The organism is Mesorhizobium sp. ISC11, assembly GCF_037162595.1.
In the GTDB taxonomy this organism is placed as follows: Bacteria; Pseudomonadota; Alphaproteobacteria; order Rhizobiales; family Rhizobiaceae; genus Mesorhizobium; species Mesorhizobium ciceri.
Genome location: NZ_JAVSPW010000001.1, coordinates 4,596,287 through 4,616,669 on the forward strand (window position 1 = coordinate 4,596,287; position 20,383 = coordinate 4,616,669).

A 20,383-nucleotide genomic window follows, 5' to 3' on the forward strand; every position below is an offset into this window, starting at 1 on the left:
GGATCAGGCCGGCTCAGCTGAGGCCGAGCACGTCCCGCATCGAATACAGTCCCGGCTTCTTGCCGCGCGCCCAAAGCGCCGCCTTGACGGCGCCCCGAGCGAAGATGGCGCGGTCCTCGGCGTGGTGCGACAGGGTGATGCGCTCGCCGGTGCCGGCCAGCATCACGCTGTGGTCGCCGACGACAGAGCCGCCGCGCAACGTGGCAAAGCCGATCGAGCCCGTCTTGCGCACCCCGGTGTGGCCGTCGCGGACGCGCACGTCGTTGCCTGAGAGCTCGATACCACGCCCGGCGGCGGCGGCTTCACCCAGCAGCAGCGCCGTGCCCGAAGGCGCGTCGACTTTGTGCTTGTGGTGCATTTCGAGGATCTCGATGTCGAAATCGTCGGCGTCGAGCGCGCGCGCCGCCTGCTCGACCAGCACCGCCAGCAGATTGATGCCGAGGCTCATATTGCCCGACTTGACGATCGTCGCATGGCGCGCCGCCGCAGCGATCCTGGCATTGTCATCGGCCGAACAGCCGGTCGTGCCGATGACATGGACGATGCGCGCCTGCGCCGCGTAGCCGGCGAATTCGACCGTCGAAGCAGGCGTGGTGAAATCGAGCACACCGTCGGCCTTGGCGAACACCGGCAGCGGATCGTCGCTGATCGGCACGTTGATGATGCCGATGCCGGCCAGCTCGCCGGCATCCTTGCCCAGATGCGGCGAATCCGCCCGCTCGACCGCGCCGATGACCCGCGCGCCTGATATAGAGTGGATGGCGCGGATCAGCGTCTGGCCCATGCGGCCGGCGGCGCCCACCACCACCAGGCCCATATCATTTGCCGGTCCGTCGGTTGCGGGCGTGGCGCTCATGTCGTGCTCCCGGCGATGCTCTGCGTGTCGATGCCTTGTGACAGGCGTTGCGCCGAAGTCCGGATCGGCGCGCTGTCGTCGACAAGCCCCAGACCCTTGACGCCCTGGATGCGGTGGAAGCGGGCATAGACGCTGTGCGGATCGGCCATCAGCGAGGCGTGCGTGCCTTCCTCGACCAGCCGGCCCTGTTCCATGACGATGATGTGGTCGGCATTGACCACCGTCGACAGCCGGTGCGCGATGACGATGGTGGTGCGGCCTTCCATGACCTTTGTCAGCGCCTGCTGGACGCGAGCCTCGGCCTCGTTGTCGAGCGCCGATGTCGCTTCGTCGAGCAAAAGGATCGGTGCCTGCCGCACGATGGCCCGCGCGATCGAGACGCGCTGGCGCTGGCCGCCGGACAGCGTCACGCCGTTCTCGCCGACCGGCGTGTCGTAGCCCTGCGGCTGCTGGCGGATGAAGTCGTCGGCCGCGGCTTGGCCCGCGGCCTGTTCGATCTCGGCATCGGTGGCGCTCAGCCGGCCGTAGCGGATGTTATCGCGGATGGTGCCTTCGAACAGATAGGGCTGCTGCGAGACATAGGCGATGGAACCGCGCAGCGACTGTTTGGTGACCTTCGAGATGTCCTGGCCGTCGATCTCGATCGACCCCGCCTCGACATCGTAGAAGCGCTGCAGCAGCGCCACCAATGTCGTCTTGCCGGCGCCCGAAGCGCCGACGATTGCCGTCACCTTGCCGGCCGCGGCGACGAAACTCAGATCCTGCAGCACCGGGGCCTCCTCGACATAGCGGAAGGAGACGTTGTTGAAACGCACTTCGCCGGAGGTGAATTTCGCCTCGGCGGCGCCTTGCGCGTCGCTCTGCTGCGGCTCGATGTCGAGAAGCTCGTAGATCATGCGCGCATTCACAAGCGCGCGTTCCATGCCGACCTGCATGCGCGCCAGACGGCGGGCCGGATCATAGGCGAGCGTCAGCGCGGTGATGAAGGAAAACACCGCGCCCGGCGGCTGGCCGAGAACGGTGGCCCGGTAGCCGGAATAGGCGATGACGCTGGCGAAGGCGATGCCGGCCAGCAGTTCGGAAACCGGCGTCAGCCGCTCGGAGACGCGAGCGATCTTGTTCGACCGCTGCTCGGCATCCTCGGCGAGCTGGCTGATCCGGCGCGACAGCTCGTCCTCCATGGTGAAGGCCTTGACGATGGCGATGCCTTGCGTGGCTTCCTGCATGGCGCCGATCAGCCGAGAGTTGATCTGCACCGATTCGCGCGTGATGCGGCGCACCCGGCGCATCAGATAGGTGACGGTCCAGATCAGCGGCGGCCCGATCAGCAGCGAACTCAAGGAGAGTATCGGATCCTGGTAGATCATCACGCCGACCAGGCCGACCAGCGAGACGGCATCACGCGCGGTCGAGGTCACCGTCATCGACAACAGGTCGCGAATGCCGTTGACGTTCTCGTTGACCTGCGCGGCCAGCCGCCCGGACCTTGTGTCGTTGAAGAAGGAGACGCCAAGCTTCATCAGATGGTTGAAGATGCGCTGCTGATAGCGCGCCACCAGATTGTTGCCGATCCTGGCCATCGTCACCGCCTGGCCGTAGCCGGCAAGGCCGCGCAGGATGAAGGCACCGAGCAGTGCGGCGCAGATCCATGGGATCAGGTCGCCGCGTCGTTCGTAGAAGATCTGGTTGACGACCGGGCTCATGATCCAGGCGGCAAGCGCCGTCGTCGCCGACACGGTCAGCAGGCAGAGGATGGTGAAAACATACGCGCCCCGATAGTCGCGGCCATTTTCCTGGAGGATACGGCGGATGACCGCCACGATCTCTCCCGCACGGGGTTTCGACAAATTGGGGGGCTGAAATGTCAAATTGGAGCGCTTCGTAGATTTCCGCTTCCCGCGGCCGGGCAATTTGGCACCCCTCTTAACGCCAAGCAGCCAGCTTGCCTATGCCTCGGGGTGACTAACTTCGTCGCGCCAGCGCCGGCCCTCGGTCTGGACACCGAACAGCGAGGGGTTCCTGGCATAGGCGGCAAGGCCCAGAAGTGCGGCCAGCGGATGGGTAATGACATAGACCGGCATGGTGCGCATCATCGCGCTGTGCGGCGCCTTGTCCTCGAAAGCGGCGCGGAAATTGCCGGCTTTCAGCGCCGGCACGATCTTCTGCGCGATGCCACCGGTGAGAAACACGCCGCCGCGGCTCATGAACACCAGAGCAAGGTCGCCTGCCGTGCGCCCAAGGCAGGTGACGAAGGTCTCCAGCGCTTCCTCGGCAACCGGATCGGTTTTCGCAAGTGCCGCGGCAGTGATCTCGGCCGGCGTGGTGAAGGGCGACGGCTTGCCGTCCGCCTTGGCAACCGCCCGATAGACATTGACCAGACCGCGTCCGCACAGGATCTGCTCGCCCGAAATGCGGCCCTCCAGCTTCTCGATATGCGGAAAAACCTCGAAATCGCGGGCCGAGCGCGGACCGATGTCCATATGGCCCCCCTCGCCGGGCACCGGTATCCAGTGGTGCAGCGCATGGACCAGCCCGGCGACGCCGAGCCCGGTTCCGGGGCCGAGCACGACGCGGCCGGCATTGGGCTCCGGCGTGCCGCCGCCGATCTTTTCCATGTGCTCCTCGCCGAGCGCGACGACGGCCAGCGCCTGCGCCTCGAAATCGTTGAGCACGACGATGTCGCTCAGGCCGAGGCTGGCGAACATTTTTCTCGGCTTGACGATCCAGGGGCAGTTGGTCAGTTCGATCTCGTCGCCGTCGACCGGACCGGCCACCGCCAGCACCGCCGAATTGGGACGCACCGACGAGCGATCGAGCACGGCCGCCTGGATCGCCTCGTCGATGGTGTTGTAGTTCGCCGTCTGGACGATGGTCGGCTCGCCTGCCTCGGAATTGGCGTCGAGCACGATCGAAAAGCGCGCATTGGTGCCGCCGATGTCGCCGATAAGGATCGGAAACCGCAACAAAGTATCGTCGTCGCCTGTGCCTGGCATGCTCTCGTCCGTCTCCGGCGCCACCGACGGCATCTAGCCGTTCTTCCGTTGACTAGCGCATGGGTTTGAAAAGGGAAACGGTTTTCGACCCCGGCGGCGCGCTGAGGCCGGCTGTGCGGCCAAACCGACACGGTTTCGCAAAAATAAGGCCCCGAATCGATTGGGCCGTGACCGTCAGTTTCCTGGCGGCCGCGGTCGCGGCAGCGGCACGCCGATTTCGGGGGTCGCCGTGAAGGCGTTCACCGTACTTGGCAAGCCGGCGGCGGCCGGCGTGGCGGACAATGACGGCGCTTCGGGTTCGGGTGCGGCAGCCGCGACCGGCACGCCGCCGCCATGATAGGTCGCCGCCTCGGCCGAGGCCGGCCCCGGCGCGTCGAGCACGGCGCGGCATTCGCTCGGCAGGTTCGCCATCGTCATCAGGTCGCGTGCCTTGGGGGCATCCGGGTTCTTGTTGGGCCGCCACGGCTCCTGCGTGAACCACCAGGCCAATGGCTTGCCGCAACCGTCATCGTCCGGCGTCGCTTCCTGCGCCTTGCAGCCGGGGGATCCCGGCTGACAGCCGATGCGCATGTGAAAATGATAGTCGTGGCCCCAAAACGGCCGGATCTTGCGCAGCCAGCCGCGGTCGCCCCTGACGGTGTCGCAGAGTTTCTTCTTGATGCCCGGATTGACCAGGATGCGCTCGACCTGGCTGTAGCTCGCCGCCCGCTTCAGAAGCCTTGTGTGCGCCGGCGTCCACAGCGCGTCCTTCACCAGATGGGTCTTCTCATCGACCATCAAGGTGGCGCTCATCGATTCGCGCTGCGCCATCGACAGCGGGCGGCTGGGCATCGGCGTCAGCCAGATGTCGGCGTCGAGCCCGATCTGGTGCGAGGCATGCCCGGTCAGCATCGGGCCGCCGCGCGGCTGCGAAATGTCGCCGATCAGCAGGCCCGGCCAACCGTCGGCTGCCGCATCGCGCGACAATTTCTCGATCACCGCGATCATAGCCGGATGGCCCCAGCGACGGTTGCGGGACGGCCGCATCACCTCCCAGGTCGGACCGTCCATGGGAATGGCGACGCCGCCGGCAAAACAGCCCTTGGAATAGAAGCCGATCGATTGCGCCGCGCTCGCGGCTGGCAGTTTCTTGGCGCCGAACAGGTCTTTTGCCCGTTCCTCGGCCGCGGCCGGCCGTACGGCTAGACCGGCAAGGACGAACAGGCCGAGAGCGGCCGCCAGCCTGAATTTTTTGCCGAGAGATGGCTGTATCGGTGTTTTCATGAAACCGGATCCCCACCAGGCCGAATCATAGCATGCAACGCGGAACGCTTCGATCGACAGAGCGGTTCACCGAAACGGTGAACCGCTCTGTCTCTGTTTTGACGCAATCCCGGACGGAAAACCGTGTCACACTTTTCCTGGAATTGCTTTTAGCGCTTCATCGGGCTGCGCGCCTCGCCGTCGCGCCAGTCGTCGCTCGCCCACATATGGTCGAAGGCGGCGCGGTAGTCCGGAAAGCGCAGGGAATAGCCCGCCGCCTTGATCGCCGCGTTGCCGACGCGCTTGTTCTCGCCATAGAAGGACCGCGCCATGGGCGAAAGTTGGGCGGCGTCGAAAGGAATCTCGGGCGGCGGTTCGATGCCCATCAATGATGCGGCATAGGCGACGACGTCCTGCGGCGGCGCCGGCAGATCGTCGGTGACGTTGAAGATGCCGCCTTCATTGCCTTGGATGAGCTGCCACAGGGAGCCTGCAATGTCGTCGCAATGGATGCGGTTGAACACTTGGTCGGGCTTGACCAGCCGCCTTGCGCTGCCGTTTTCCAGATTGACCAGGGCATTGCGGCCCGGCCCGTAAATGCCGGAGAGTCGCAGGATCGCCACCGGCCGGCGAATCTCGCGGCCCAGCTCCAGCCAGTCCTGCTCTGCCGCCACCCGCATCATCGAACGCTTCGACACCGGCCGGCATTCAGCCGTTTCATCGACCCAGGCGCCGTCATAATTGCCGTAAACCCCGACTGTAGAGAGATAGCCGATCCATTCCAGCAAAGGCATTTGAGCGATTGCCTCTCGCGCCGCACCCAGCACGGGATCGCCGGCCTCCTCCGGGGCGACCGAAATCAGCAGATGCGTTGTTTTCCGCAATGCATCGCCAATCTCATCCGTCAGCGCACCGTCGAACAACAGCGGGGCGATGCCGGCCTGCCGTAGCGTCTCGAATTTTTCCGGCGAGCGTGTCGTGCCGAAGATCGTCGCGGCGCCTTTGTTGGCCCGAGCAAAAGCCCTGCCCGAATAGCCGGCGCCGAAGATGAATATCTGCTTTTCGCTCATGCATTCGCCCTGGTTGGCCGCGCCAGACGCCATTCGTCGCGCACGGCTTCGTCGCTCTCGGTTTTCAGGCCGATGGCTGCCCTTTCTGAATATTCGGCGTTGGGCACCAGCCGCGCCAGCGCCCATATTGCCGCGCCCCGCACCAGCGGGGACGGATCGCCGAGCAGCGCAAGCACCGCGCCGGACAGCGACGCTTCGCCGGAATTGCCGGCGGCGATCAGCACGTTGCGGATGAACCGATCGCGGCCGATGCGTTTTATCGGCGAACCGGAGAAGAAAGCGCGGAAGGCCGCGTCATCGAGACCCAAAAGGTCGGCGAGCGGTGGTTCGCGCAGATCATCGCGCGCGGCGAGTTTTGCTTCCGAAGCCGCCCGGGCGAATTTGTTCCACGGGCAGGCGGCTAAACAGTCATCGCAGCCATAGATGCGGTTGCCGATCTTTTCGCGGAATTCGTGCGGAATCGGCCCCTTGTTCTCGATGGTGAGATAGGAAATGCAGCGCCGCGCATCGAGCCGGTAGGGCGCCGGAAAAGCATCGGTCGGGCATGCGTCGAGGCAGGCGCGGCAGGAGCCGCAATGGTCGATTTCGGCGCGGTCGGGCACCAGTTCAGCGGTGGTGAAGATGGTGCCGAGGAACAGCCAGGAGCCGTGCTCGCGGCTGACCAGATTGGTGTGTTTGCCTTGCCAGCCAAGCCCGGCGGCTTCGGCCAGCGGCTTTTCCATGACAGGTGCGGTGTCGACGAACACCTTCACGTCACCGCCGGCGCGGGCAACGAGCTTGCCGGCGATCTCCTTCAGCCGGCCTTTCATCACATCGTGATAGTCGCGGTTTTGCGCATAGACCGAGATCGCGCCGCGGTCGCGCTTGGCCAGCACTTCGCGAAGATCATGGTCGGGGCCGTAGTTCATCGCCAGCACGACGATCGAGCGTACCTGCGGCCAGAGGGCCGTTGGTTCACTGCGGCGTTGCAGCGTCTCGGCGATCCAGTCCATTGAGCCGTGAAAGCCATCGGCGACGAATTCGGCCAGGCGCGCCGGCGCCAGCGGGATCGCATCGGGGGAGGTGACGGCGACGGCATCGAAGCCGGCGCGCTGCGCCTCAGCGTCGATCAGCGCGCGCAGTTTTGCGGCGTCAGAAGTCGAGGTCCGCATAATGCGACACCGGTGACAGGCCGCGCACCCGGTCGGTCAAAAGCGGCCGGAAGGAAGGCCGCGACTTGACCCGCGTGTACCATTCGCGAGCAGCGCTGTGCTCGCGCCAGTCTATCTCGCCGAGATAATCGAGCACCGACAGCGTCGCCGCGGCCGCGAGATCGGCATAGGTGACCCTCGAGCCGGCCAGCCAATGGCGGGTGCCGGCCAGCCAGTTGGTGTATTTCATGTGCTGGCGGATGTTGGCGCGCGCCGCACGGATCGCGCCCGAGTCGGGCGAGCCGCCGCCCGCCGTTTCCGGCATGACCGGCTTCAGCACGCGCTCACGCACCAGATGACGGGTGACTTCGCTTTCAGCCTTGTTGAGATACCAGTCGATGAGCCGGCGGATTTCGGCGCGCTGCATCGGGTCCTCGGCGAACAGCCGCTTGTCGCGCTTCAGCACGCCGCGCGTTTCATCGAGATATTCCGATATGACCGTCGCGCCGACGATCGGCACGTCGCCTTCGGCCAGCAGGATCGGCAGCGTGCCGGCCGGGTTCAGCGCCAGGAACTCCTTGCGCCGGGTCCACGGCTTTTCCTCGATCAGGGCCAGCTCCTCGCCATACTCGCCGAAAGCGAGGCGGACGAAGCGACAGGTGGCGAACATGGGATGGTGGAAAAGCGTCAGCATGGTTCCGCGATGATAAAGCGCACTGGCGAATCGCAGGGCGCACCGGTAAGTCTTGGCCGCCCGGTTAGCGGGCCGTCAGGGTGTTGCGACCTATAGGGGGACTTCAACGCCATGACAAGCAAGCCCTTCTGTCAGCCGTCACGCCAATGCCGAGGTAGCCATGGAAAGCCAGACCATCGTCGAAGCCCTGCTGCTCGGCCTGCTGGAGGGGCTGACCGAGTTCATCCCGGTGTCCTCGACCGGCCATATCCTGCTCGCTGGCCATTTCCTCGGCTTCCACTCGACCGGCAAGGCCTTCGAGATCCTGATCCAGCTCGGCGCCATCCTGGCGATCCTCAGCGTTTATTTCCGCCGCCTCTGGAAAATGCTGCTCGAACTGCCGCACGACCGACTGACCAGGCATTTCGTCATCGGCATCCTCATCGCCTTCCTGCCGGCGGCATTCATCGGCGCGCTGGCGCATGATTTCATCAAGACGGTGCTGTTCGAATCGCCAAGGCTGATCTGCATCATGCTGATCATCGGCGGCGTCGTGCTGCTGGTGGTCGACCGCATGAACCTCAAGCCTGTTTATCGCGACGTCGAGCGCTTCCCGACCCGGCTTTACCTGCAGATCGGGCTTTTCCAGTGCCTGTCGCTCATTCCCGGCACATCGCGTTCGGGCTCGACCATCGTCGGCGCCCTGCTTTTGGGCGTCGACAAGCGCGCGGCCGCTGAATTTTCCTTCTTCCTTGCAATCCCGACCATGGTCGGCGCCTTCGCCTTCGACCTGTTCAAGAACCGCAACGTGCTGAGCAGCGCCGACCTGCCGATCATCGCCGTCGGCTTCGTCGCCGCCTTTGTCACGGCGCTCATCGTCGTGCGCTTCCTGCTCGATTACGTCTCGCGCAAAGGTTACTCGCTATTCGGCTGGTGGCGGCTGGTGGTGGGCGGTGTCGGGTTGGTGGCGTTGATGATCTGGGGGTGAGGAGTGTTCCGCGTAGCGGCCCTCACGCTTCGTCCCACGGGCTCCGCCCGTGGATGACGAATGAAGGAGGGCTGCCCCCTCTAACTCTTCCCATAAAACGCGTTCTCGACATGCACCGGCCAGCGCCAGGGCAGCACGGCGACCATGTCGAAGCGCATCGACAGCCTGCCGTAGTCCGCTTGGCGCGACAGCCAGATGTCGGCCGCGCCTTCTATTCGACGTTCCGATTCGTGGCCGATCGCCTCCATGGCTTCCATCAGCGACCGGCGCGCCTTGACCTCGACGAACAGCACCAGATCGCCGCGCCGCGCGATCAGGTCGATCTCGCCGAAGCGCGTGCGGTGGCGGCGGGCGAGAATGCGATAGCCTTTCAGCATCAGCGCTACCGACGCCAGCCATTCGCCGCGATGGCCGCGCCGATAGGCTTTCTGGCGGCTGGCGCTCGGGCGTTCAGCCACCGCCGCTTTCTCCCGAAGCATCCTTGAGCTCCAGCAATCGCCGATAGAGCGCCTGTTTCTGGCCGCCGGTCATCTTCGCGGCTTCCGCCGCCGCCTTGGAGGCCGGCATTTCGGCGGCAAGCGACAGAAGCAGACGGTCGATGTCGGCGGGTTCGTCGACCCTGGCCTCGGCCGGAGCGACGCAGACGACGATCTCGCCCTTCGGCGTATCGGCCGCGGCATAGTGGTCGGCCAGCGCCTGCAGCGTGCCGGTTCGCATCTCCTCGAAGGTCTTGGTCAATTCCCTGCCGATCGCGGCCTTGCGCTCGCCGCCCAGCGCTTCGACCATGGCACCGAGGGATTCGGCCAGCCGGCGCGGCGATTCGAAGAAAATCAATGTCGCCGGCACGGCTTTCAGTGCCTCCAGCCGCGTCAGCCGCTGCCCGGTCTTCACCGGTAAAAATCCGGCGAACATGAAGGCATCGGAGGGCAGGCCGGATGCGGTCAACGCCGCGAGCGGCGCCGATGGGCCGGGGATAGGCACGACGCGAATGCCGTGGTCGAGCGCCTCGCCGACCAGCCGGTAGCCGGGATCGGACACCAGCGGCGTGCCGGCATCAGAGATCAGCGCCACGCTCTGTCCGGCCTGCAGCGCCGCGATCAGCTTCGGCCCGGCCTCGCCGGCATTATGCTCATGATAGGCTGTGGTGCGGCGGCGGATGCCATAACGGTCGAGCAGCACGCGCGACACCCGTGTGTCTTCGCAAGCGACGATGTCGGCGGCGGCCAGCGTCTCCAGCGCGCGCAGCGTGATGTCGGCGAGATTGCCGATCGGCGTCGCCACCAGATAGAGCGCCGGCTCCAGCGGCCGGGCCGCGATCTCGGTCTGCCCGACCACATAGCTGCGCTTGCCCGTCTCTGCGGTCACTGACGACTTCTCCATTCAGCCCTGTTTGGCACGGCTGACGCGGGCTTGCAAAAGCTGATGCCGATGTAGGGAATTCGCCTTTCCTTTGCCACAGTGGGGAACCAAACCGGCGTTGGCAGATTAGCCCCCTGATTCCGGAGGAGGACAGGATGGATAGCCTCAAGATACAAGACGCTTTCGAACCCTACTATGCCGGCCGCAACCGCGTTGCCACCCCCAGGGACAAGCGCCCGTCTGCCAAGACCGAGCACAGCCTGACCGAAGAGCGCGTCGCCAGCACCTTGCCGACGAACGTCAGCCTTTCCGACAACAAACCCGACAGCACGACGGAGCACTGACCGGACGATGCCCAATCGCTTCGATATCTTCATCACCCGTCTTGAAACGAAGAACGCACGCCATGGCGCGCAACTACCCTCGATAGGCGACCAGCACAGCACCCGCCGCGATAAGGGTGACGCCAAGCCAGTTCGCTCCGGACAACCGCTCGCCGAGAAAGGCCGCGCCAAACACCGCCACAAGCACGACGCTTAGCTTGTCGATCGGCGCCACCTGCGCCGCATTGCCGATCTTCAGGGCGCGAAAATAGCAGAGCCATGAAGCGCCGGTCGCCAGACCGGACAGGGCGAGGAAAGCCCAGGTCTTTCCCGAGATCGTAGCCGGCGACTGGAACTGGCCGCTGGCGAGCAGGATGGCACCGAGCACGATCAGGATGATGATCGTGCGGATGAAGGTGGCGAAATCGGAATTGATGTTCTCGATGCCGACCTTGGCGAAGATCGCCGTCAGGGCAGCGAATGCAGCCGAGAGCAGCGCCCAGAATTGCCAGGAGGATACGGTCAGGTTCATGCGGGTGGCCTTCGCGGATTGCGTCTTAACCGAGATACCGTGAAACGCGTGCCTTCAGAAGGCCAGTCAACTCCAGATCCATGAATTCATAATTGTCAGGTATGTCGAGGCAGATCACACGCGCCTTCTTCAGGCTGGCCCTGAATTTCTTCTGCAGCTTGGTGCGGTGCGCCTTTTCCATGACGAAGATAATGTCGGCCCAAGCGACCAGCTCATGCGTCAGCGGCGTGTCGGCATCGTGGTTGGTTCCGGCCGAGGCCACCTCGATATCGCGGCGCGTTGAAAACACCTGTTCGGCGGTCGGGCTGCGCAAGCGGTTCTGGCTGCAGACGAAAAGGACGTTCTTCAAGGGTTAGCGCGCCAGATCGGCGACCACCGCGTCGAGCACGATCATGCCGGCGGCCGTGGCGCGCAGGCGCGCATTGCCGATCGGCGCCACCAGCCCTTCGCCCTGCAGCATCGACAACCGCGCGCTCGACAGGCCGCGCCCGGAGAACGCCTCGTAGCGGGCGAGGTCGATGCCTTCGGCCAGCCGCAGGCCCATCAGCAGGAATTCGTCGGCCTCTTCCGAGCGCGTCAGGATCTCGCCGCCGGTGACGCCATGGCCCTTGGCCTCGACCAGATTGGCCCAGGTTTCCGGCATCCGCTCGGCGATTGTCACCGTGCGCCGGCCGTTCTCGACGAAGCGGCCATGCGCGCCCGGCCCGACGCCGACATATTCGCCATAGCGCCAGTAGGTCAGGTTGTGCCGGCTCTCGGCGCCCGGCCTGGCGTGGTTGGAAATCTCGTAGGCCGGCAGGCCGTGTGCCGTGGTGATCTCCTGCGTCAGCGCATAGAGGTCGGCGGCATGGTCGTTGTCGGGAATGATGAATTTCTTCGCCGCATGCAGCGCGTGAAAGGGCGTGCCTTCCTCGATGGTCAGCTGGTAGAGCGACAGATGGTCGGCGGCATGGCCGATCGCCTGTTCCAGCTCCGATGCCCAAGCCTCCGGCGTCTGGCCGGGGCGGGCGTAGATCAGGTCGAAGGACAGCCTTGGGAATATTTCCCGCGCGAGGCCGATGGCGTGCAGGGCCTCTTCGACATTGTGCAGCCGGCCGAGGAAGCGCAAATCCTTGTCGTTCAGCGCCTGCACGCCGAGCGACACGCGATTGACGCCGGCTGCCCGGTAGCCGCGAAAGCGCTCGGCCTCGACCGAGGACGGATTGGCCTCCAGCGTCACCTCGATGCCGGCAGGCACAGTCCAGTTCTTCGCCACGGCGTCCAGAACCCTGGCCACGGTTTCCGGCTTCATCAGCGAGGGCGTGCCGCCGCCTAGAAAAACGCTGGTCACCTCGCGCGGCCCGGTGCGCTCGCGCATCGTCGCCAGTTCGGCCTCGAAGGCGGCGGCAAAGCGCTCCTGGTCGACCGGCTGGTGGCGGACATGGCTGTTGAAGTCGCAATAGGGGCATTTGGCCGCGCAGAACGGCCAGTGGACATAGACGCCGAAGCCGGGCGTCCGGTCGAGCAGCATGCTCATGCCGAGCCCAATCGAGCTTGGGCGAATTTCTGGAAGGCGCGGGCGCGGTGCGACAGCGCCGTGGCCTGGCCGGGCTTCCAGCCATGCTTTTCCTCGGCGCTCATTTCGCCGAAGGTTTTTTCGAAGCCATCGGGCAGGAACACAGGATCGTAGCCGAAGCCGAGCTCGCCGCGCGGTGGCCAGACCAGCGTGCCTTCGGCCTCGCCGCGATAATATTCGGCCTCGCCGTCGGGAAACGCCAGGCAGATGACGGCGACAAAGCGTCCCTTGCGCTGCTCCGGCAAGGCGGCGCCGACCTCCTGCAGCGCCACTTCGGTGCGTTGCATGGCCATGCCGAAGTCACGCGAACCGTCCGGGGTTTCGGCCCAGTTGGCGGTGTAGACGCCGGGCGCGCCGTCAAGCGCGTCGACGCACAGGCCGGAATCGTCCGACAGCGCCGGCAGGCCGGTCGCCTTGGCGGCGGCGAGCGCCTTGATGTAGGCGTTCTCCTCGAAGGTGGTGCCGGTCTCGTCCGGCTCCGGCAGGCCATACTCCCTGGCCGACTTCGCTTCGAAGCCGAACGGTCCCATCAGGTCGGCGAATTCGCGCAGCTTGCCCTCATTATGGCTGGCGACGACGATCTTCTTGCCATCGAGAGAATGCATCAAAGGCCCCAGATTCTTGGCTCGGCAAATTCGATCGAATTGCCCGAGGGGTCGCGTATATAGATCGAACGGCCGCCCTGCGGCCACTCGAATTCGCTCTCGATGGCGATCTTCTTTGCCTCCAGATGGGTTTTCCAGCCGGCGATTTCATCGGCGGTCGCCGTAAAGCAGAGATGACCTTGGCCGACCGCGCCGTGCGGTGGCACCGGCAGCCTCGCGTCAGGCGCCGGCGGGATTTTGGTTGCCTCGGCGTTGAAGACGAGCAGCACGCCGGGGCCGCAGCGGAAGAACAGGTGGCGGCCGTCGACCTTGCCGAGGAGATTGAGGCCGAGGATGTCGGTGTAGAAGGTTTCGGCGGCGGGCAGGTCTGTGACGTAGAGGGCCGATTCCAGGATGGCGGAGGGTGTCACGAGGCGCCCCCCTCTGGCCTGCCGGCCATCTCCCCCTCAGGTGGGGAGATTGGCAGCTTCTGCATTGTCGCGCACCCTACAACGCCGGAGATTGGCGAAGCCCTAGACGACATCCGATCTCCCCGCTTGAGGGGGAGATGGCCGGCAGGCCAGAGGGGGGCGCTCAGGCTCGACATCTAAAAACTAAGCCACCGCCATCTGCTGCAAACTCACCAGGCGCTGGATGCCTTTCTTGGCCAGGCCCATCAAGTCCGCGAACTGCTCCTCGGAGAAAGGCTCGCCCTCGGCGGTGCCCTGGATCTCGACGATGCCACCCTTGCCGGTCATGACGAAATTGGCGTCGGTGCCGGCTGCGGAATCCTCGATATAGTCGAGGTCAATGACCGGCTGGCCGTCATGGATGCCGCAGGAGATCGCCGCGACATGGTCCTTCAGCACCTTGGCGACGCTGGCCATCTGGCGGGCTTCCATCCAGCGCAGGCAGTCATACAGCGCCACCCAGCCGCCGGTGATCGAGGCGGTGCGGGTGCCGCCATCGGCCTGGATGACGTCGCAGTCGACGGTGATCTGCTGTTCGCCCAGCGCCTGCAAATCGACCACGGCGCGCAAGGAGCGGCCGATCAGCCGCTGGATTTCCAGCGTGCGGCCGCCCTGCTTGCCGGCCGAAGCCTCACGGCGCATGCGCTCGCCGGTCGAGCGCGGCAGCATGCCGTATTCCGCCGTCACCCAGCCCTTGCCGGAGTTGCGCATCCAACCCGGCACTTTTTCCTCGAGGCTGGCCGTGCACAGGACATGCGTGTCGCCGAACTTCACCAGGCATGAGCCTTCGGCATGCTTGGAGACGCCACGCTCGAAGGAGATGGCACGCATTTCGTCGAATTGGCGTTTGGAAGGGCGCATTCAGGGCTGCTTTCTTGTCATTTTTCGGAATCTTGGCCGGCTTGTAACCGCATGGGACGCGTGGCGCAAAGGAAAATGGCCTGACGATCGGACACAGACACCGGGTTGCGCGGGTGCAGTGTAAGTCTATATCCTTGGGCCGGAGGTTTTTGGCCGTATGACCAAGGCAGTCGATCCCGCTTCGCAGTCGCCCGCGCTTCAGTCGCCAGTATTCCAGGCGCTCGACATGCGTTCCCGCGACATCTTTCGGCGCATCGTCGATTCCTATCTCAGGGACGGTGAACCGGTGGGATCGCGCAGCCTGTCGCGTATCCTGCCGTCCTCGCTGTCGCCGGCGACTATCCGCAACGTGATGAGCGACCTCGAGCATCTCGGCCTGATCTACGCGCCGCACATTTCGGCCGGCCGGCTGCCGACGCAGGCCGGCCTGCGTTTCTTCGTCGATGCCTTCATGGAGCTTGGCGACCTTTCCGACGAGGAGCGCCGCGCCATCGAGGCACAGGTGCGGGCGTCCGGCTCCGGTGCGACGCTGGAGCACATGCTGACCGAGGCCAGCCAGATGCTGTCGGGCATGTCGCGCGGCGCCGGCCTGGTGCTGGCCGCCAAGAACGAGGTGGCGCTGAAGCACATCGAATTCATCCAGCTTGAGCCGACGAAGGCGCTGGCGGTGCTGGTGTCGCAGAATGGCGACGTCGAAAACCGCGTCGTCGACCTGCCCGCCGGGATCACCGTCTCGCAACTACACGAGGCCTCGAATTTCCTCAACGCCCATATACGCGGCCGCACGCTGGCCGAGGCGCGGATCGAGATCGCTCGCATCAAGGAAGAAACCAGGGCCGCGCTCGACACGCTGTCGCAGGACCTGGTGGAGAAGGGGCTGGCGGTGTGGGCCGGCGCCGACAGTGGCCTGCCGGCACGGCTCATCGTGCGCGGGCGTGCCAATCTGCTTGAAAACGTCACCGCCCAGGCCGACATCGAGCTGCTGCGCCATCTGTTCGAGGACATGGAGACGCAGGACGGGCTTATCCAGCTGCTTGACCTCGCCGAGCAGGGCTCGGGTGTGCGCATCTTCATCGGCTCGGAAAACAAGCTGTTTTCGCTGTCGGGCTCGTCGCTGGTCGTCGCCCCCTATCGCGACAAGGATGCCCGCGTCGTCGGCGCGCTCGGCGTCATCGGCCCGACCCGGCTGAATTACGCGCGCATCGTCCCAATGGTCGACTATACGGCGCAGCTGATTTCACGCATGCTGCGCTGAGCTGATCCAACCGAGGAGACGACGATGGCGCTCGAAGAATTCAAGGCCCGGATCAGCCTGCTGCTGGAGGAGATGGTCAACCAGCCGGAAGACCAGCACGAGATCCAGGAGCAGCTGCGCGAAAAGCTACGGGAAATGCGCGCCATGGGCCTGCCGCTGCCGGCTGACCTCGTCGAGTTGGAAAAACGCCTCGACGACGATTTCTACGCCGCCGGGACCTGAACCGGAAAACCGCAAGCTTCCTTCACCTCATCGTGTGCCGTGGAACGATCGACGAAACCGGTCGTTCCTGTTTTCACGCCCGAACACTGGAGGACCGAATGATGCGTTTTGCCGGCCCCGCACTTTCCGCCGCACTGTTTCTCTCGACCGCTTCATTCGCCCAGCAGGCGGACGAACCGGTGCTGAAAGGCGCGGCTGCCTTCGGCGACTGGCGAGCGGACAAGCCGGGCACCCGCCGCCTGATCAGACCGGATGATCTGCCCAAGCCCAATGCCACCCGGTCGACCTCGAACAGCGCCGGCATCGCGGACATGCCGGCAGACGCGAAGCTGCAACTGCCGCCGGGTTTCTCGGCCGAGCTGGTTGCATCGGGCATCGACAATCCACGCGTCGTACGCGTCGCACCGAATGGCGACCTGTTCGTCGCCGACAGCAAAGCCAACCAGGTCCGCATCTATCGCCTCGCCGAAGGCAGTGCGAAGCCGGCGCAGGACGGCATCTTTGCCGGCAATCTCAACCGGCCCTATGGCATTGCCTTCTATCCGCCGGGCGCTGAACCGCAATGGGTCTATGTCGCCAACAGCGACAGCATCGTGCGCTTTGCCTACCGCAATGGCGACCTGAAGGCCTCCGGCGACCCGGAAACCATCGTCGGCAACATCCCCGCCAGTCATCACTGGACCCGCGATATCGCCTTCTCGCCGGACGGCAAGACGCTTTACCTCTCGGTCGGCTCGGGATCGAATGTCGCCGAGGACATGGGCCGGGAGCCGAAAGGCGGACTCGATGCCTGGGCGAAATCGCAGCCGCTGGGTGCAGCCTGGGGTTCTGAAGACGGCCGCGCCGACGTGCTGGCCTTCGATCCCGATGGCAAGAACGGCCGCATCTTTGCCGCCGGCTTGCGCAACTGCTCGGGTATGACTGTGCAGCCGGCGACCGGCGCGCTGTGGTGCGTCGTCAACGAACGCGATGCGCTTGGCGACAATGTGCCGCCCGAATACGCGACCGTGGTCAAGGAGGGTGCCTTCTATGGCTGGCCCTGGTACTATATCGGCAACAATGAGGATCCGCGCCACAAGGGTGAGCGCCCCGATCTTGCCGGCAAAACGACCGTTCCCGATGTGCTGATGCAGGCGCATTCGGCGCCGCTCACCATCGCCTTCTACGAGGGGAAGAGCTTTCCAGCTGAATACAAGGGCGATGCGTTCGTCGCTCTGCACGGGTCATGGAACCGCGGCAACAGGACCGGCTACAAGGTGGTGCGGTTGCTGTTCAAGGACGGCAAGCCGACCGGCGCGTATGAGGATTTCATCACCGGCTTCGTCGTTTCCAACGGTGAGGTCTGGGGCCGGCCGGTCGGCGTGGCGATTGCGAGCGACGGTGCGTTGATCGTCAGCGAGGACGGCAACGGCACCATCTGGCGTGTCACCCATGGCGACGGTCCGTCCTGATCTGCTCAGGTAACGCAGGCCCCCTCACCCGGATTGCCAACCGAATTGCGAAGAGCAATTCGGGACAATCCGACCTCTCCCCGAGGGGAGAGGAGTCAGCAGACGCTGGCGCCCGTCTCTTCTCCCTCGGGGAGAAGGTGGCCGCGAAGCGGCCGGATGAGGGGGTTTCGTAAGGCGAGCCCTCGATATCTGGTGCAATAGAATCCGGCCCCAGGGAATTCAATCTTGGCCTGTCCCATGCAATAAAACGCTCTGATCCGAGACCAGTGCCATGACCCTTACCGGATTCCTCGCCTATAGTGCGGCCCTCGGCATCGCCGCCGCGATTCCTGGTCCCGGCATCACCGCGCTGGTCGCCCGTGCGCTCGGCTCAGGCTTCCGATCGTCGCTGGCGATGTCGTTTGGCCTGATGGTTGGCGACATCACCTATCTGACCGCCGTGGTGCTTGGCCTCGCCTTCGTCGCACAATCCTTCGGCATGGTTTTCCTGGCCATCAAATGGCTCGGCGTCGCCTATCTCGCCTTTCTCGGCTGGCGCTTCTGGAACAGCGGCATCACGCCCGAGACCGTCGAGGCCGGAAAAGGCAAGGGCGGCTTGCTGTCGAGCTTTGCCGCCGGCCTGACCGTTACCCTCGGCAATCCGAAGACGATGATCTTCTATCTCGCGATCACGCCGACCATCGTCGACCTGAAAACCATCACGCTGGCGGATTACGGCATCCTCGTCGCGCTGACCGTTGTCGTCCTGTTGGTGGTGCTGGTGCCGTATCTGGCGCTGGCGGCCAAGGCGCGCTGGTTTCTGAAATCGCCCCGCGCGCTCAAGGCGCTGAACCGCACGGCGGCCGGCTTCATGGTCGGTGCTGCTGCAGCGATTGCCGCTCGGCAATAGAAAGCTTTCGGCCAAAGCATTTCGCAAACAGGCCTTTGCGAGAAATGCTTTTCCGGGACCGCACGGTTTTAGACACAGGTCCCACTCGGATATTTTCAGCCGACAGTCTATCTTGCGCGACCGAAGGCCCTATCTTGCCGGCTGCAATTCCACTGCCTGAAATCCTTACTCGCCTGAAATTCTGGGAGCGAAACCAATGAACAAGCCCGTCACAGCCCGTGTGCCCGGTCGCGGCCGCGTCTACAATTCCATCACCGATACGATCGGCGACACGCCCCTGGTGCGGCTCGACAAGTTCGCCAGGGAAAAGGGCATCGTCGCCAATCTCATCGCCAAGCTCGAATTCTTCAATCCGATCGCCTCGGTCAAGGACCGCATTGGCGTGGCGATGATCGAGGCGCTTGAGGCATCAGGCAAGATTTCTCCCGGCAAGACAACGCTGATCGAACCGACGTCGGGCAACACCGGCATCGCGCTTGCCTTCGCCGCCGCGGCCAAGGGCTACAAGCTGATCCTGACGATGCCCGAAACAATGTCGGTCGAGCGCCGGAAAATGCTGGCGCTGCTCGGCGCCGAGTTGGTGCTGACCGAGGGTCCGAAAGGTATGAAGGGCGCCATCGCCAAGGCCGACGAACTGGCAGCGACGATCCCCAATGCGATCATCCCGCAGCAGTTCGAGAACCCGGCCAATCCGGAAATCCACCGCACGACGACGGCCGAGGAAATCTGGAACGATACGCATGGCGAGGTCGATATCTTCGTCGCCGGCATCGGCACCGGCGGCACAATCACCGGCGTCGGCCAGGTGCTGAAGAAGCGCAAGCCCTCCGTGCATGTCGTCGCCGTCGAGCCCGACTCCTCGCCGGTTCTGTCGGGCGGCCAGCCCGGCCCGCACAAGATCCAGGGCATCGGCGCCGGTTTTGCGCCCAAAATCCTCGACACGACGATCTATGACGAGATCGTCAAGGTGTCGAACGAGGATTCGGTGGCCAATGCCCGCCTCGTCGCCCGCCTCGAAGGCGTGCCGGTCGGCATCTCTTCGGGCGCCGCCCTGCAGGCGGCCATCGTCGTCGGCTCGCGGCCGGAGAACAAGGGCAAAAATCTTGTGGTGGTCATCCCGTCCTTCGCCGAGCGCTATCTGTCGACAATCCTGTTCGAGGGGCTGGGATCGTAGTCCGACGCTCCTTCGCGTCCAAGCTGGCCCGCTGAAAAAACGCGCGTGGCCGCCATCGGCGGCTTGAGCGCGGCACCGCTTCCGGTTCATATCGCCCCGGCCTGCTTTGCGCGGCCGGGGAGAATTTCATGTACAAGCTTTATACCCGTCCTGGCAGCGGCGGCTTCGTCGTCGAGGCAGCGCTGGCGTTGGCGAATGCACAGTTCGAGCAGATCGACGTGCCGAAGACCGACCGGCCCGACCCCGCCTTCCTCGACATCAGTCCGTTGAACCAGGTGCCGGTGCTGACCTTGCCGGACGGAAGCTCGATGACGGAATCGGCGGCGATCTGCATCCTGCTTGCCGAGCGTCATCCCGATGCCAATTTGGCGCCGGCAGCAGACGCGCCTGCCCGCGCCGATTTCCTGCGCTGGATGGCCTTCATGTCGTCGGTGCTCTATCCGGCGGTGCTGCGTTTCTACTACGCATACCGCTACACTGCCGATCCCGAAGGCACCAAGGCGGTCAAGCAGGCAGCCGTGGCCGAGATGGACCGTGGCTTTGCCGTTCTGGATGCCGCGCTTGAAGGCCGTGACTGGCTGGTCGGCGACCGGATGTCGCTGGCCGACATCTATCTGGTCATGCTGGTGGCCTGGCATCCCGACATCGACAGCGCGCGGACGGCATGGCCGAACATTGAACGCCTGTGGGCGCGGCTGCGCGACCATCCGCTGATGAAGACGCTCAACACCTCGCACGAGATGTGGCCGGGCTGAA

23 protein-coding genes are annotated in these 20,383 nt (G+C 64.7%); 8 read left to right on the forward strand and 15 right to left on the reverse strand.

The features are described from left to right. Positions 1 to 13: 13 nt before the first annotated feature. The 7 genes from dapB to RPF88_RS22340 form a co-directional block, all read right to left on the reverse strand. On the reverse strand, positions 14 to 856 hold the full coding sequence (gene dapB, locus RPF88_RS22310; RefSeq protein WP_337123229.1) for a 4-hydroxy-tetrahydrodipicolinate reductase: 843 nt from the start codon (positions 854 to 856) through the stop codon (positions 14 to 16). After that, on the reverse strand, positions 853 to 2,724 hold the full coding sequence (locus RPF88_RS22315; protein ID WP_024502175.1) for an ABC transporter ATP-binding protein: 1,872 nt from the start codon (positions 2,722 to 2,724) through the stop codon (positions 853 to 855). The genes dapB and RPF88_RS22315 overlap by 4 nt, the downstream gene beginning before the upstream one ends. A gap of 78 nt (positions 2,725 to 2,802) precedes the next feature. Beyond that, complete coding sequence (locus RPF88_RS22320) at positions 2,803 to 3,849, reverse strand: glucokinase (protein WP_063173837.1); 1,047 nt, start codon at positions 3,847 to 3,849, stop codon at positions 2,803 to 2,805. A gap of 174 nt (positions 3,850 to 4,023) precedes the next feature. After that, entirely contained in the window at positions 4,024 to 5,112 is a 1,089-nt protein-coding gene (mepA, locus tag RPF88_RS22325; RefSeq protein WP_337123230.1) for a penicillin-insensitive murein endopeptidase, read from the reverse strand. A gap of 149 nt (positions 5,113 to 5,261) precedes the next feature. Beyond that, positions 5,262 to 6,161, reverse strand: a complete 900-nt coding sequence (locus RPF88_RS22330) for an SDR family oxidoreductase (protein ID WP_337123231.1) — start codon at positions 6,159 to 6,161, stop codon at positions 5,262 to 5,264. Further along, positions 6,158 to 7,312, reverse strand: a complete 1,155-nt coding sequence (queG, locus tag RPF88_RS22335) for a tRNA epoxyqueuosine(34) reductase QueG (RefSeq protein ID WP_127368087.1) — start codon at positions 7,310 to 7,312, stop codon at positions 6,158 to 6,160. The genes RPF88_RS22330 and queG overlap by 4 nt, the downstream gene beginning before the upstream one ends. Beyond that, positions 7,293 to 7,985, reverse strand: a complete 693-nt coding sequence (locus tag RPF88_RS22340; RefSeq protein ID WP_013528622.1) for a glutathione S-transferase family protein — start codon at positions 7,983 to 7,985, stop codon at positions 7,293 to 7,295. Before RPF88_RS22340 ends, queG begins: the two co-directional genes overlap by 20 nt. Positions 7,986 to 8,145: 160 nt before the next feature. Here RPF88_RS22340 and RPF88_RS22345 point away from each other — a divergent pair, with 160 nt between their 5' ends. Next, on the forward strand, positions 8,146 to 8,952 hold the full coding sequence (locus tag RPF88_RS22345) for an undecaprenyl-diphosphate phosphatase (protein WP_013528623.1): 807 nt from the start codon (positions 8,146 to 8,148) through the stop codon (positions 8,950 to 8,952). A gap of 80 nt (positions 8,953 to 9,032) precedes the next feature. Here the strand turns inward: RPF88_RS22345 and RPF88_RS22350 are convergent, their stop codons facing one another. After that, entirely contained in the window at positions 9,033 to 9,410 is a 378-nt protein-coding gene (locus tag RPF88_RS22350) for a YraN family protein (RefSeq protein ID WP_024502180.1), read from the reverse strand. Continuing rightward, entirely contained in the window at positions 9,403 to 10,332 is a 930-nt protein-coding gene (gene rsmI, locus RPF88_RS22355) for a 16S rRNA (cytidine(1402)-2'-O)-methyltransferase (RefSeq protein WP_063173477.1), read from the reverse strand. The genes RPF88_RS22350 and rsmI overlap by 8 nt, the downstream gene beginning before the upstream one ends. A gap of 134 nt (positions 10,333 to 10,466) precedes the next feature. Between rsmI and RPF88_RS22360 the strand changes: the two genes are divergently transcribed. After that, entirely contained in the window at positions 10,467 to 10,655 is a 189-nt protein-coding gene (locus RPF88_RS22360; RefSeq protein WP_013528626.1) for a hypothetical protein, read from the forward strand. A gap of 73 nt (positions 10,656 to 10,728) precedes the next feature. Here RPF88_RS22360 and RPF88_RS22365 read toward each other — a convergent pair whose 3' ends face one another. The 6 genes from RPF88_RS22365 to rph all read right to left on the reverse strand — a co-directional run bounded on the left by RPF88_RS22365 (position 10,729) and on the right by rph (position 14,636). Beyond that, positions 10,729 to 11,166 carry an EamA family transporter gene (locus RPF88_RS22365; protein ID WP_063173476.1) on the reverse strand — a complete coding sequence of 146 codons (438 nt, stop codon included), beginning with the start codon at positions 11,164 to 11,166 and terminating at the stop codon, positions 10,729 to 10,731. Positions 11,167 to 11,191: 25 nt separating this feature from the next. Continuing rightward, a complete protein-coding gene (locus tag RPF88_RS22370) occupies positions 11,192 to 11,515 on the reverse strand; it encodes a low molecular weight protein tyrosine phosphatase family protein (RefSeq protein ID WP_337123232.1) in 324 nt (107 codons plus the stop codon). A gap of 3 nt (positions 11,516 to 11,518) precedes the next feature. Beyond that, entirely contained in the window at positions 11,519 to 12,682 is a 1,164-nt protein-coding gene (hemW, locus tag RPF88_RS22375) for a radical SAM family heme chaperone HemW (RefSeq protein WP_013528629.1), read from the reverse strand. Further along, complete coding sequence (rdgB, locus tag RPF88_RS22380; RefSeq protein WP_024502184.1) at positions 12,679 to 13,326, reverse strand: RdgB/HAM1 family non-canonical purine NTP pyrophosphatase; 648 nt, start codon at positions 13,324 to 13,326, stop codon at positions 12,679 to 12,681. Before rdgB ends, hemW begins: the two co-directional genes overlap by 4 nt. Further along, positions 13,326 to 13,736, reverse strand: coding sequence for a VOC family protein (locus RPF88_RS22385; protein ID WP_127369521.1), 411 nt, complete (start codon positions 13,734 to 13,736; stop codon positions 13,326 to 13,328). Before RPF88_RS22385 ends, rdgB begins: the two co-directional genes overlap by 1 nt. Before the next feature lie 183 nt (positions 13,737 to 13,919). After that, positions 13,920 to 14,636 (reverse strand): ribonuclease PH, encoded by a 717-nt coding sequence (gene rph / locus RPF88_RS22390; protein ID WP_013528632.1) that lies wholly within the window; start codon positions 14,634 to 14,636, stop codon positions 13,920 to 13,922. Between the two features lie 157 nt (positions 14,637 to 14,793). Between rph and hrcA the strand changes: the two genes are divergently transcribed. The 6 genes from hrcA to RPF88_RS22420 all read left to right on the forward strand — a co-directional run bounded on the left by hrcA (position 14,794) and on the right by RPF88_RS22420 (position 20,382). Next, positions 14,794 to 15,891, forward strand: coding sequence for a heat-inducible transcriptional repressor HrcA (gene hrcA / locus RPF88_RS22395; RefSeq protein ID WP_013528633.1), 1,098 nt, complete (start codon positions 14,794 to 14,796; stop codon positions 15,889 to 15,891). A gap of 24 nt (positions 15,892 to 15,915) precedes the next feature. After that, positions 15,916 to 16,113, forward strand: a complete 198-nt coding sequence (locus tag RPF88_RS22400) for a hypothetical protein (protein WP_013528634.1) — start codon at positions 15,916 to 15,918, stop codon at positions 16,111 to 16,113. Between the two features lie 98 nt (positions 16,114 to 16,211). Continuing rightward, positions 16,212 to 17,564 (forward strand): PQQ-dependent sugar dehydrogenase, encoded by a 1,353-nt coding sequence (locus tag RPF88_RS22405; RefSeq protein WP_337123233.1) that lies wholly within the window; start codon positions 16,212 to 16,214, stop codon positions 17,562 to 17,564. A 271-nt stretch (positions 17,565 to 17,835) separates the two neighbouring features. Beyond that, entirely contained in the window at positions 17,836 to 18,453 is a 618-nt protein-coding gene (locus tag RPF88_RS22410) for a LysE family translocator (RefSeq protein ID WP_013528636.1), read from the forward strand. A gap of 196 nt (positions 18,454 to 18,649) precedes the next feature. Next, complete coding sequence (cysK, locus tag RPF88_RS22415) at positions 18,650 to 19,627, forward strand: cysteine synthase A (protein ID WP_027161213.1); 978 nt, start codon at positions 18,650 to 18,652, stop codon at positions 19,625 to 19,627. A gap of 128 nt (positions 19,628 to 19,755) precedes the next feature. Continuing rightward, the gene (locus RPF88_RS22420; protein ID WP_024502187.1) at positions 19,756 to 20,382 is read left to right on the forward strand and encodes a glutathione S-transferase family protein; all 627 of its coding nucleotides are present in this window, start codon (positions 19,756 to 19,758) and stop codon (positions 20,380 to 20,382) included. Position 20,383: the final 1 nt, after the last annotated feature.